General features: G+C 58.0%; 13 protein-coding genes. 7 read left to right on the top strand and 6 right to left on the bottom strand.

Going from position 1 to position 12629, the window contains the following annotated elements; all coding sequences use genetic code 11:
- Positions 1–333: 333 nt before the first annotated feature.
- From GSQ95_RS14930 to GSQ95_RS14920, 3 genes are all read left to right on the top strand, one after another.
- A complete protein-coding gene (locus tag GSQ95_RS14930) occupies positions 334–900 on the top strand; it encodes a hypothetical protein (protein ID WP_178118403.1) in 567 nt (188 codons plus the stop codon).
- 308 nt (positions 901–1208) lie between these two features.
- On the top strand, positions 1209–2429 hold the full coding sequence (locus GSQ95_RS14925; RefSeq protein WP_158892003.1) for a pyridoxal phosphate-dependent aminotransferase: 1221 nt from the start codon (positions 1209–1211) through the stop codon (positions 2427–2429).
- An 11-nt stretch (positions 2430–2440) separates the two neighbouring features.
- A complete protein-coding gene (locus GSQ95_RS14920) occupies positions 2441–3709 on the top strand; it encodes a Zn-dependent hydrolase (protein WP_158892019.1) in 1269 nt (422 codons plus the stop codon).
- A gap of 53 nt (positions 3710–3762) precedes the next feature.
- On the opposite strand, the gene GSQ95_RS14915 is transcribed toward GSQ95_RS14920, so the two are convergent.
- The 5 genes from GSQ95_RS14915 to GSQ95_RS14895 form a co-directional block, all read right to left on the bottom strand.
- Complete coding sequence (locus GSQ95_RS14915; protein ID WP_158892021.1) at positions 3763–4476, bottom strand: GntR family transcriptional regulator; 714 nt, start codon at positions 4474–4476, stop codon at positions 3763–3765.
- A 135-nt stretch (positions 4477–4611) separates the two neighbouring features.
- Positions 4612–5403, bottom strand: coding sequence for a transporter substrate-binding domain-containing protein (locus GSQ95_RS14910; protein ID WP_158892023.1), 792 nt, complete (start codon positions 5401–5403; stop codon positions 4612–4614).
- Between the two features lie 43 nt (positions 5404–5446).
- Positions 5447–6103, bottom strand: coding sequence for an amino acid ABC transporter permease (locus GSQ95_RS14905; RefSeq protein ID WP_158892025.1), 657 nt, complete (start codon positions 6101–6103; stop codon positions 5447–5449).
- Positions 6100–6906: an amino acid ABC transporter ATP-binding protein gene (locus tag GSQ95_RS14900; RefSeq protein WP_305982074.1), complete on the bottom strand. Its 807-nt coding sequence runs from the start codon at positions 6904–6906 to the stop codon at positions 6100–6102. The genes GSQ95_RS14905 and GSQ95_RS14900 overlap by 4 nt, the downstream gene beginning before the upstream one ends.
- 4 nt (positions 6907–6910) lie before the next feature.
- Positions 6911–7546, bottom strand: a complete 636-nt coding sequence (locus GSQ95_RS14895; protein WP_158892027.1) for a DUF1989 domain-containing protein — start codon at positions 7544–7546, stop codon at positions 6911–6913.
- A 77-nt stretch (positions 7547–7623) separates the two neighbouring features.
- On the opposite strand from GSQ95_RS14895, the gene GSQ95_RS14890 reads away from it, so the two are divergent.
- Positions 7624–8604: a 2-hydroxyacid dehydrogenase gene (locus GSQ95_RS14890; RefSeq protein ID WP_218580211.1), complete on the top strand. Its 981-nt coding sequence runs from the start codon at positions 7624–7626 to the stop codon at positions 8602–8604.
- A gap of 3 nt (positions 8605–8607) precedes the next feature.
- On the opposite strand, the gene GSQ95_RS14885 is transcribed toward GSQ95_RS14890, so the two are convergent.
- Positions 8608–9507 (bottom strand): AEC family transporter, encoded by a 900-nt coding sequence (locus tag GSQ95_RS14885; protein WP_158892029.1) that lies wholly within the window; start codon positions 9505–9507, stop codon positions 8608–8610.
- Between the two features lie 171 nt (positions 9508–9678).
- Between GSQ95_RS14885 and GSQ95_RS14880 the strand changes: the two genes are divergently transcribed.
- From GSQ95_RS14880 to GSQ95_RS14870, 3 genes are all read left to right on the top strand, one after another.
- Positions 9679–10599 carry a LysR family transcriptional regulator gene (locus GSQ95_RS14880; RefSeq protein WP_158892031.1) on the top strand — a complete coding sequence of 307 codons (921 nt, stop codon included), beginning with the start codon at positions 9679–9681 and terminating at the stop codon, positions 10597–10599.
- 122 nt (positions 10600–10721) lie between these two features.
- The gene (locus GSQ95_RS14875) at positions 10722–11645 is read left to right on the top strand and encodes an N-carbamoyl-D-amino-acid hydrolase (RefSeq protein WP_158892033.1); all 924 of its coding nucleotides are present in this window, start codon (positions 10722–10724) and stop codon (positions 11643–11645) included.
- A gap of 27 nt (positions 11646–11672) precedes the next feature.
- Positions 11673–12527 carry a D-amino-acid transaminase gene (locus GSQ95_RS14870; RefSeq protein ID WP_158892035.1) on the top strand — a complete coding sequence of 285 codons (855 nt, stop codon included), beginning with the start codon at positions 11673–11675 and terminating at the stop codon, positions 12525–12527.
- The last annotated feature ends 102 nt before the right edge of the window (positions 12528–12629 follow it).

The following is a 12629-nucleotide window of genomic DNA, read 5'->3' as shown; positions in this document are numbered from 1 at the left end:
CCCGCCGAGTGTTTTAACCACGCTGTTGCGTCGACCGGTTGAAACCACAGTCGAAAGCTGACAACTTGCATTCTATCGATTCTCCGTACGCTGGCTGCATCAACTGCGGGCAGCCAAGATGAATTCAATAGAACCTCTCGCCAGGAAAGGGCTTCCTTCCCCCTGGAACACTACCGCAAGGCGATCCTGCGCAAGGAGGCCTATCCCTGGGCGCATAGGTATCTCGCCGCTCGCCAGTCGGCAGCTCACCGCGACGTGCTGGCCGCGGTGCCACCTTGCCTGCGAACACCCGTCCAGCTCATAGCCGAAGCGGTCGAGTGTGGTTGGTTCGTGATGCCGAACGGCAAGAACGGGACGTTCAGCGCTCGCCAGTTTGCCGAGCATTGGGGAATGGCCGCAGCGCTGCCGTGGCTGCCGGACATTCTGCAGCGCGCGCTAGAGGCCGAAGCACGGGCGCGGCACCACCGCCCCACGGAACGCCACACCTTCGGCGTTCGGCGGCTGCCCGGGTTCGTGGATCAGGCCCTGGCCCTGCCTCACCGCCTGTCTCGGCTCCCGCTCGATCACCAGGCCGGCGCCATCATGGCAGAGCTCTGGTTCCAGGTACTGGCTGACGTGCACGCTGCGACCGCTGCGCTCGCGGCGCAGATCGAGTGCTTTGCGCCGGCGTGGATGTGGGATCCGGCCGCCTCACTTGAACACCAGGTTGAGCGCCTGCGGCAGCATGGGTGCGCGCACCTGCTGATTGCCTACGTGTCACACCGCGATGGCCGTAGTGATCGGCGTCGGCGTAGGAGATCTGGCCATCTGCTTCAGCGCCACCATCAGTCGGACCGATGTCTTGACGCTACGCTGCATTCTTTTGCAGGGTTTTCGCGAACGTGCCTCGCCAGCATTTAATGGACTAAGCGGTCGGCGCCGTATTCGGTGTTGAGATGCTGCCATTTAACTTGAAACGTCTGCACTGGCGGGCGTACTGGGGTTAAGTCCGTGCAAAAACCACAACCCATCTAGCTCGTTCGACCCCAGGTGGCGGCATGGTATCCGCGGATGAGATGGCCAGAGACATTGTGGGGGGCGCGGGACGTAATTCGGGAAGCAAGTACTCGACTGGTTCTCCGTACCCCATGTGTCAGAAGACAGGAAACGCTGTATGACATGAGTATCCCAACGGTATACCATTGTTATTTTCTTGCAGCGAGATTGCCATGCACAGCGTTTCTGACCACAAGCAGCTTTCTTCCGTGGTATCCCGCGTCCGCCCGTCCTCAACCGCCGCGATCGCTGAAGCAGCGCGTCGTATGGCAGCTCATGGTCGGAGTGTCATCAGTCTGAGCACCGGGGAACTGGATTTCGACACGCCGGAGCATATTCAGCAGGCCGCTATTGATGCCATGCGTCAGGGGCACACGCGTTACACGAGTGTTGCTGGTACCGCTGCGCTTAAGCAGGCGATCATCGGCAAGTTCCAGCGGGATAACGGATTGGTCTATTCCGGTGATCAGGTCATTGCTGCCACCGGTGCGAAGCAGATTATTTTTAATGCGCTGCTGGCGACACTGGAGCCTACAGATGAGGTGGTGTTCGTCGCACCTTATTGGGTGTCCTATCCAGAAATGGTGTTGTTGACCGGTGCTCGTCCGGTGCCGGTCACCCCTGAAGGGGGCGATGATTTCAAGCTGACGCCAAAGTCGTTGGCCGCTAACTTGACTCCAAATACCCGTTGGTTGTTGCTCAACTCACCGGGCAATCCGTCGGGCGCGCTTTACAGCGCCGAGGAGCTGCGTGCGCTCGCCGATGTGTTGCGTAACCATCCCCGGGTACTGGTGATGTCTGACGATATTTACGAGCCGATTGTTTTTGAAGGTCGCTTCGCGTCGTTCGCACAGGCAGTGCCGGATTTTCTGGAACGGACGTTGACAGTCAATGGGGTGTCTAAAAGCCACGCGATGACGGGTTGGCGTCTGGGGTACGGTGGCGGCCCCTCCTGGCTGATCAAAGGTATCGAGATGCTGCAGTCTCAGAGTACCAACCATCCGTCCTCAATCAGTCAGGCTGGCGCCATTGCCGCGCTGAATGGTCCTCAGGACTTCATCGCCCATTGGTGTGAACGTCTTCGTGCACGTCGTAATCAGGCGTTGGCAATTTTCGAAAACGCCAAGCCGCTGTTGAATGTCGCCTGTCCACCTGCGGCGTTTTATCTGTATGTGGAGTGTGGAGCGCTGATCGATAAACGTACGCCCGAGGGTGAACTGATCAAAACCGATGTCGATTTGTGCCGCTACCTGTTGGAAGGCGCTGGCGTGGCAGTGGTGCCCGGTACAGCTTTCGGCCTTGCGCCGTATTTCCGCGTGTCTTACAGCGTCAGTGACGACGAACTGGTTACGGCTTGCCAGCGCATCGTCGATGCCTGCAAGGAGTTGCTGTAATGAGCTCAGAAATGCGTAAGCAACTGCCGGAACCGGACTGGGCCCAAGCCGATGCGCTTTTTCTCACATTGCACGCCTTGAGCTTCGATGGCGTCGGAATTACGCGGGACAGTTACGGCTCCGGAGAGCAGCGTGCTCACGACCTGCTACGAGAACAAGCGCTGCAAGCCGGGTTGGAAGTATCGGTCGATGCCGCCTTAAACCTTTACATGACTTTGCCAGGGCGGGTACGTCGTACCCAGGTAGTCATGACCGGGTCCCACCTTGACTCGGTACCCCGAGGTGGTAATTACGACGGTGCGGCCGGCGTGGTTGCGGGGTTGGCAGTGCTTAGCGGTTGGGCCAAGGCCGGGTATCAGCCTGAACATGATGTAACGGTCATGGCTGTTCGTGCTGAGGAAAGCGCTTGGTTTCCGGTGTCATATGTCGGGAGCAAAGGCGCGTTCGGTCTGTTGCCGGCCGAAGCCCTACAAGCCCGACGTGCTGACAATGGGCAAACCCTGAGCGAGCACCTGTTGCGCCTTGGGGGCGCTCCCGAACAGATCGCGTCGCAAGTGGCGGCTCTGAACCCCAGAAATATTGACAGCTTTATCGAGGTGCATATTGAGCAGGGGCCAGTGTTGATCGAGGCCGATATCGCGCTCGGTATAGTCAGCGGCATCTGTGGCAGCCTTCGCTACCGCAAGGCCCGCGCGTTGGGCGGCTACGCACACTCCGGCGCCACACCACGCAGTCATCGGCGTGATGCGGTAGTGGCGGTCAGTCAGTTAGTAATGGCGCTGCAGCACTTGTGGGAGCGCATGGAGCAAGAAGGCCATCAACTGACGGTGACGGTAGGCCAGTTTGCCACCGACCCGGTGCAAGCAGATTTCAGTAAGGTTTCCGGGCAGGTCGATTTCTGTATTGACCTGCGCTCCGAGAAGACGTCGACGTTGGCGCTTATGGAACAAAACTTACAGGCCACGATCGCGCAGATCGGTACGCAGCATGGGGTGACATTCGATCTGGGCGAGCGGACGCAAAGCACTCCAGGAGTGATGTCGCCACAGCTGGTCGCAGAACTGGACCGGGCAGCCCGCCAATGGGGCGTTAAAACGAGGTCCATGCCGAGTGGTGCAGGGCATGACGCGGCGGTGTTCGCAGGGCAGGGGGTCGACACCGCGATGGTGTTCATCCGTAATGCTAACGGCAGCCACAACCCTGACGAGGCGATGAGCCGTGAGGATTTTTGTGATGCCACGCGGTTATTGGCGACTGTGCTGGCCAACCGTGCAGGTTGAAGGCGAGTCAGCACTGCCTGCGGTGCTGACTTGTTGGGCGGGTGTGCGAGCGGTTACAAATGGCTGAATCGGTTGATAATGCTTTGGCGCACGCTGTCGATGTGCGCGGCGGCGGCTTTCTGGGCTGCGTCGCCATCCCCCGAACGCAGTGCCTCGATGATTGCCAGGTGTTCCTGATAGCCGGCTTTTAATGCCTGTACGATGGCTAAGTGCTCCTGGTGGGCACTTTCAAAGCGCTCGGGCGCGACGCTCAGGTTGAACATTCGAGTTTTCAAGCGCAGCGTTTCGATGTACTGCGTGAGCAACAGGTTGCCACTGTAATGGGACAGCATCTGGTGCAGTTTGCTGTCGACGATCCAGTCTTCTTCAGCATTCGGCACCTCGGCGTCAAGCAGTCGGCGCACGCTGGTTTCCATTTCGTCGAGTTCAGTGGCCGGTACTCGACCCGCCGCAAGGCGCGCGGCCTCGGCTTCCAACGTGCGACGTACATGGAGCGTTTCGATCAGTTCGCGGATGGAAAACTGCCGGACCACCAATGTGCGTCCGGCCGTGCGGCTGATGAGCCCTTCGTTTTCCAAGCGGGTCAACGCATCGCGTACAGGGGTGCGAGAGATGTTCAGCAACTCCGCCAGCCGACGCTCCTGCAAGACCGTATTGGGCGGTAGTTCGCGACTAATCAGCATCTGCAGCATCGCGTCGTAAGCCTTGGCGCTGAGATTCTGTTCCCGTTCGCCAAGGAATTCGGCCGTGGATTTGATCGGTTCCATATCTCACTTCACACAAGGAGTATCAGACATAAATACGGGATGGCGACGGTACGCGGGGGCAGTTGCCGACGACGGCCCGTATGTTACGCCGGGTCGCGCCCCGCATGATAGTTCGCGGGGCTACTTGGCCGGTAATTACTGCTTCAGCGTGCGGACCGGATCCTTGGGCACAGGGTCGTAGCCGATCAGGTCGGTGGTCAGTTTTGCATAGGTGCCGTCTGCTTTCATGTCCGCCAGCGCCCTGTTCACGGCGGCCACCAGTTCAGGTTTACCTTTCTTGAATGCGAAGCCTTTCTGGATGTGGCTGACGTAGTCGTCGGTCATGCTAATGGGCAAGCCGACGTGTTTTATTAGATAAGCTCCCGTGATCGAATCGGTGATGACTGCATCGACGTTGTGGTTGGCCAGGTCCTGCACAGTGTCGGACTCGGATTTGTAGCTTTTGACCTCTGCACCGTGCTCTTGCGCCAGAACGGCGTAGGTGGAAGATACTTGGGTGCCGACGCGCTTGCCCTTAAGGTCAGCCGCCGATTTGATCGGCGAATCCAACGGCGTCAGGATGCGTGCGCCGGACTCAATCCAGCCGTCGGAAAACACGATCTGCTTCTGCCGAGCCGGGGTGATGTCCATGGCGCAGGTGCTGACGTCAAATTGGTTGGCTTCAAGTGCGACCAACAAGGAGTCCCATTGCACCAGGACCGGCGTGTATTGCAGGTTCAGGCGGCGGGCGATTTCTTTCATGACGCGCACTTCCAGGCCATCGAGCTGACCGTTCGGGCTGCGCATGCTGAAGGGCGGGAAGGTGCCCAGCGTCGCGACTTTCAGCTGTCCGGGCTTCAACAGTTCCAGTTCTTCGGCCAGGGCGTGGCTTCCGAAATTCAGGACGAAAACGGCGGCGAGCAGGTGGGAAAGACGTTTGATGTTCATCGGCGATCACTCGTTTGCACATTAATAAAGGGAAATGGACACATCAGCTCAGGCGAATCTGGCGACGCTCCAGCCAGGACGACAGTTGGGTAAGCAGCGTGGTCAGTACCAGGTAGATTAAGGCGGTAGCGATGAAGAACTGGAACGGACGGAAGGTCATCGAGATGATCGTCTGTGCGTACAGCGTTAAATCAACCACGGTGATGGTGGACAGCAGCGACGTGTTTTTCAGCGCCGCGATAGCCTCGTTGGTCAACGGCGGCAGGATGATGCGGAACACCTGTGGCAGGACGATGCGGGCCATAGTCTCCGGGTGGCTCATGCCCAGCGCTTGCGATGACTCGAATTGCCCTTTAGGAATGGCCAGCAAACCGGAGCGGATGATCTCAGCCACATAGGCGCCGCTGTTCAAGCCCAGCGCAATGACCCCGGCCAGAAACGGCGACGGGTTGATACCTACTTGCGGCATTCCGTAGTAGATGATGAAGACTTGAATCAATGCAGGGGTGCCGCGGATGAACCATATGTAAAAGCTAGCGATGCCGCGCAACGCCGCAATGTTCGAGCGTTTGCCTAGCACGGCCAGCAAGCCGAACACCCAGCTAAGGGCAATGGTAGATACGGTGATCATCAATACAAGCCAGGCTGCTTCCAAGAAGCCTGGCCCATAAAGAACGATGTCGCTGTACAACTGACTCATTGCGGTTTCTCCGCGGCCGAGGGCTTGATGTCTTCATGAAGGATGCGTTTGAGAAAATGGCGCAACCGCTCGTTTTTCGGTTGGCGCAGCACTTCCTCGGGCAGTCCCTCTTCGGCAATGCGACCTTGATCGAAATACAACACGCGGGTCGAGACATCGCGGGCGAACGCGATTTCGTGGGTCACCAGCAACATGGTCATACCATCAGCGGCGAGCGACGCGATCAAGGCGAGTACCTCTCCGACAAGTTCCGGGTCCAGCGCCGACGTCGCTTCGTCGAACAGCATTACCTTGGGCTTCATCGCCAGCGCGCGGGCAATCGCCACCCGTTGTTGCTGGCCGCCGGACAACTTGCCAGGATACTGATGGCGTTTGTCGAATAGCCCTACTTTGGTCAGCAGTGCCTCGCCTTCTTCAACGGCCTGTGCCTTAGGCATTTTCAGCACGCGAATGGGCGCCTCGATGACATTTTGCAGCACGGTCTTGTGCGGCCACAGGTTATAGCTCTGGAACACCATTCCGATTTGTGCACGCAATGCCCGTAGCTGTTCAGGGGTCGGCTGCGCCCGTGCGCCTTCACGGAAGTCGAAGGAAAAATCTTCAAACTCCATAAACCCCGCCTGGGGCATTTCCATGACGTTCAGGCAGCGTAGAAACGTGCTTTTTCCGGAGCCACTGGCGCCGATGATCGACACCACTTCACCGGGAAAAACATCGAGCGCCACATCTTTGAGGACGTGCAGGTCACCATAGCTTTTGCTCAGTTCCTTGATCCGCAGCATCGGTTTTCCGGTCGGATTCATACGGTTATTCCTGAGCGGCGAGGGAGTGGACGCACCAAGAGATATCGCTGGGCTGGCGGCCAACACCATTGATCGGGGTGATGTCCTGCGGACAAGCCGAGAGCACGACCATTAGGTCCATTTCGGCGCGTAGGGTCACGCGGTCTCCAGCGTGCGACCGCGGAGGTACACGCTGAACGCTGCCGTCCTGAGCCACCGGAACGTTCATGAACAGATTCAGCGAGGCGGGTGTGCAGGCGCACCTCATGCCTTGCTCGGCCAGTGCTTCGTGAAAGTTATCGGTGCAATTGCGGTGGTACTCGGTGCAGCCTAACTCTTGGTAGATCGCGCTATTGCACGGGCAGAGCAGGGTGTCGTGACGACCCGGGGAGCTGTCTTCTATCAGTGTGAGCATCGCTCGACGCAGGGTGCTGACTAAGGTCATGCCAGTTTCGAAGAAGATGTTGCTGTTGATCGAGCGTGTGTGCTCCAGCGCGCTGTATTCGCCGCTGTCGTTCAGGTTAACGGCCCAGGCATCGACCACTTGGTTTCCGTGCAGGTTGATGATGGAAATGGCTTCGCCTTTGCAAACTTTGACAGCGACGCCGCGCGTGGCCTGCAAAATGTGCTGCGGATGAACGGTGGTCGGTAATTGCGACATTTTTCTCTCTCTGGCTGGAATAGATCGCAGCGCACGATCAATCCTGGTAGATTTCGGGTATACCATTGGAATGCAATGTGAATGCCATTGTCTTCCTTCCCTCTAAAACCAGTGAGAAAGCCATGAACCAGTGCTTGATGCCCCAACCTATTCATGCCTCAGGAATCGAGGTCCTGCACGCGGCTGGCCTGGAGGTACTGATTGGCGAACAAGCCTGTCAACGGGCGGAGCCGGATAAGGTGGTGGCGGGTATCTTCCGCAGCACACTATTCGGTCGCCCTGAAATGGAGCGATTCAAAAAACTGCGCGTCATTGGGGTGCATGGTGCGGGTTTCGACAATATCGACCTCGATGCCGCCCGGGATTTAAACGTGCGAGTGTTTAATACGCCTGGCCGCAACGCTCGTTCGGTTGCTGAGCACGCGATAACACTGATGTTGGCACTGAACAAGCAGCTGGTGCCTAGTTACACTGCTGCAAAAGTGGGCGACATGGCGTTCCGTTTTAGGGCGAATTTGCGCGAGTTGCACGGACAGATGCTGGGGCTAGTCGGCTTTGGTGCGATCGGCAGGGCAACCGGGGCGCTAGCGCTGGCGCTAGGTATGCAGGTGCAAGTCTTGGCCCGTAGCACCACCGAAACGCAATTGAATGCATTAGGCATGAAGCGCGCGCAGAGCCTTGAGACACTGTTGGGAAGTAGCGATATCGTCTCGCTTCATTTGCCTTCGGTGCCACAGACGTACCACATCATTGGCGCCGAACAACTGCAACAAATGAAACCTTCGGGGCTTTTGATCAATACCGGGCGTGCGCCGCTGGTGGATGAAGCTGCGTTGATTGAGGTGCTTCAATCGGGCCGGATCGCGGGGGCCGGACTCGACGTTTACGCCTTCGACAGCATGCCTGCTGATTATCCGTTATTACACATGCCTAATGTGCTGTTGACACCGCACACCGGTGCGTCCACAGAGCAGTCGTTGATCCGCATGGCCACCGCCGTTACGCAAGGGGTGGTGCATGTGCTGGCGGGTGGCGAGCCGCAGGATCGGCTGGTGTAAGGCTTAGACGCAGGCGTTGATCCACATCCACAACGGCAAAGTCAACGCTGATAGGAGAGTCGAAAGGCAAATGGCCGAACTGGCCTTGCGGCTGTCTTCCAATGAGCGGGCGAAGCCCAGAACGTTGACCCCGCTGGGGTTGGCGGCCATCAACACCAATACGCCGCGCGGTATGCCGTCGATCCCCATGGCAATGCAGGACAGCAATACCAGCAATGGTAGGAGAAACAGTTTCGCAGCCGTTATACCGGTTGCGTAAAGGTCAGGGCGTAGGCGATAACCCGAGAGGTTGGCTCCTAGCACGATCAGCGCACAGGGCAGCGCGGCCTGGGCGAGCCAGTGTGTCAGTTGCAGCCCCCAGCCTGGCAAGCTCAGATTGGTCAGATTGACCGTCACGCCCAGCAGCAGGCCAACGATCATCGGGTTGGCCAGGCTAGCGATCAACGTCGACGCTTTGAACGGTTCACTCCCGGCGACGGTGTTATAGAGGCTCTGGAAGCTGAACAGCAGAAGGCTGTGGACGGCCAGTACGGTGAATACCAGCACCAACGCACCATTGCCGAACACACCGGCGACCATGGGAATGCCGATCAGTGCGTTATTACCAAAGGCGGCGGTTAGCCCGAATGGGCTTGGGTGTTTAAGAAAGGCATGGGCGACCAAGTTCACGATGCTGAACACGATGAGCGTCGGTACGAAGTACGCCACCAGGATGTTCATGGCCAGGCCGTCGTGAAGCGGTGCGGTGAGCATGCCGGTGAACAACACCATGGGCATGAACAGCTTGAAGGCAAGGTTGCCCAGCGTCTTGGTGGTGTTGCTATCAAGCGCGTTGCGTCTAGCTAACACGTACCCGAGGATGATCAAAAGAAAGACAGGCAAGATCGTTTGAGGAACGGACACGGCAAGGGCCTCAAGAAAAATTGGGCGCAATATTGCCGAGTCTTTTGCAGACTGTCAGCGTAAATTTCTTACGATTTACTAAATTGGCATACTAATTGCTATAAAGCTATAACAACTTGTTAAGCACTGACCCTTCCGCAGGATGCCGAAGAGGTCAGCGAGGTAGCTTTCATGCAGTCGCTAAATCTACGCCAGATCGAAGTGTTCCGTGCGGTAATGATCACTGGCTCCATCAATGGGGCAGCGCAGCTGTTGCTGGTGTCGCAGCCTGCTGTCAGTCGCATGCTGTCTCATACCGAGGCACGTATCGGATTTCAACTGTTCGAGCGAGTGAAAGGGCGGCTGTATCCGTCGCCAGAAGCGCGACGCTTGTTTGCTGACGTTGAGTCGGTTTATCGCGACATTCAGCGGGTCAACACCACCTTGCACGACCTAGTGCAGCAACGCCATGGCGTATTGCGCATTGTCAGCAGTCCGAGCCTTGGTCACCAATTCGTGCCGGATGCCATCGCCAGCTACCGCCGTGAAAACGCCGACATCCGGGTGAGCCTTGAGTGCCTGCGACACGTCTCGCTGCGTGACCGGCTGCTGGATCAGCAGGCGGATTTCGGCATTTCGCTGTTTCCCATCGACCACCCCAACCTGCGCGCCGTGCCGCTCAGCGACATTCGAGTGCTGGTGGTGTGTCCGGCCGATCATCCGTTGACCCGGGTGCCGGCGGATGAGCTACGTCAGGTGCTGGCCGAGTCGCCATTCATTGGATATCCCGCCGATACACCGTTTTTCAGTTTCGTGAAACCGGCGTTTGAACGCCAAGGCTTGCCCTATTGGCCGGACATCGACGTGGATTCCCCCCATCATGCCTGTGCATTGGTTAAGAACGGCGCTGGGTTTTCGGTTGTTGACGAAGTTTCCTGGCGTGCATCGGGCAGCGAACGCATGGCGGTGCTACCGCTTTTGACTGACGAAAGACTGACCGTCAGTTTGGTTCATCTACGCCGAGAGCCGCTGGCGCAGTTCGCCCAGGGGTTTGTCGAGCATCTGCGGCGCACACTCGCTGACAGCGGTCTGGAACTGTTCGGGACTGGTTAACAACTGGTTAATCACTGTCGATGTATTGGCATGCGACAACCCGCTTTGCCCCTCACACAATGGTCTCCACGCAGTGGAAAAGATCAACCGGCATCGAGCCGGTCTCGTGGAGGAATGGCAGCATGCGCGAAATTGTTATTGGCGGCGCCCAGTTAGGGGCTATCCAGAAAAACGAATCCCGGGCCAGTGTGGTACAGCGCATGTTGGTGCTGCTGGAACAGGCTCGCCAACAGGGCTGTGGACTGGTGGTCTTTCCTGAATTGGCGCTGACAACGTTCTTTCCTCGCTGGTACATGGAAGATCAAGTGGAGGTTGACGCCTGGTTCGAATCCGAGATGCCCAGCGCTGTCACCCAACCGCTGTTCGACTTCTCCCGTGAGCATGGGATAGCGATCTCTTTCGGTTACGCCGAGCTGACCCCCGAAGGTCGCCATTTCAATACCTCGATCCTCACCGACCGCGAAGGCAACATCGTTGGCAAATACCGCAAGGTGCATTTGCCAGGGCATGTGGAATTCGACACCGAGCGTGATTTCCAGCATCTAGAAAAGCGCTATTTCGAACCCGGTGATCTGGGCTTCCAGACCTGGGAAACCCATGGCACGGTCATGGGCATGTGCATCTGTAACGATCGTCGCTGGCCGGAAACTTACCGTGTCATGGGCCTGCAAGGCGTCGAACTGGTGCTGTTGGGCTACAACACGCCTTCCATTAATTCCCAGCGCCAGGCCGAAGGTGAAGAGCAGCGCCTGTTCCATTCGCAACTGTGCATGCAGTCCGGCGCCTACCAGAATGCGACCTGGGTCGTGGGCGTAGCCAAGGCCGGTGTCGAGGACGGTTACCCGTTGATGGGCGGCAGCGTGATCGTCGACCCGAACGGCTTCGTGGTTGCTAAGGCTCAAGGGCAGGGCGATGAGTTGATCGTGCATGCCTGCGACATGGACCTGTGCAACTTCGGCAAGACGACCATCTTCGACTTCGCCCGTCATCGGCGCATTGAGCATTACGGCATCATCACCAGCCAGACCGGCGTTCAGCGTCCCTGAGCTGTTTATTGATCGGAGGAACGACCCATGCGCAGCGTGTATCTCAACGGCGCCTTCGTACCTGAAAACGAAGCTAACATCTCCATTTTCGACCGCGGCTTCATGTTCGCTGATGGCATCTATGAAGTGACAGCAGTGCTGCAAGGCAAGCTGGTAGATTTCGATTTGCACCTGGCGCGCCTGTCGCGGTCGTTGCGGGAGATGGCGCTGGACTTGCCGCTTGACGCTGTCCAGTTACTGGCGATCCATCGCGAATTGATCGCCCGTAATGAGCTGGCCGAGGGGCTGGTGTACATGCAGGTCACTCGCGGCGTCGAGGATCGCAACTTTCTGTACCCGCCCGCAGGCAGCGCGTTGACCGTGGTGCTTTACACCCAGGCCAAGGTAGTGCTGGACAGTCCGCTGGCCAAACGCGGCATGAACATCATTGGTTTGCCTGACTTGCGCTGGGGCCGCAGCGATATCAAAACGACCCAGCTGCTCTATGCCTGCATGGCCAAAGAACAAGCGAAGGCAAAAGGTGCTGACGATGCCTGGCTCGTGAAAGACGGGTGGGTGACGGAAGGCACCTCCAATAACGCGTTCATCATTACCCACGATGGCGCCGTAGTGACGCGTGAACTATCTCGCGCTTTGTTGCCCGGCATCACCCGTGGCGCCTTGATCGAACTGGTCAGGGAGCACGATCTGCGCCTTGAAGAGCGTGCCTACACCCTTGAAGAAGCGGCCGCGGCGGCGGAAGCCTTCATCACTTCATCCACCTCATTTGTTTACCCGGTAGTGAGCGTCGACGGGCAACTCGTCGGTGATGGCAAGCCTGGCAAGCTGACCCAGCGTTTGCGCCAGTTGTACATCGATCACGCCATGGCAGTGATGGTGTAACCGCGACACTTCACTACTCAGACGCCCGCAGAGGCGTCGGGTTTGTTACAGCTATTTCGCACACAAGGAAAACTGCCGACACCGAACGTAGCCCACTGTAAG

The sequence above is a fragment of the Pseudomonas sp. BAV 4579 genome (assembly GCF_009765395.1).
Taxonomy (GTDB): domain Bacteria; phylum Pseudomonadota; class Gammaproteobacteria; order Pseudomonadales; family Pseudomonadaceae; genus Chryseomonas; species Chryseomonas aestiva.
This window is presented reverse-complemented; position numbering and strand designations above follow the sequence as displayed.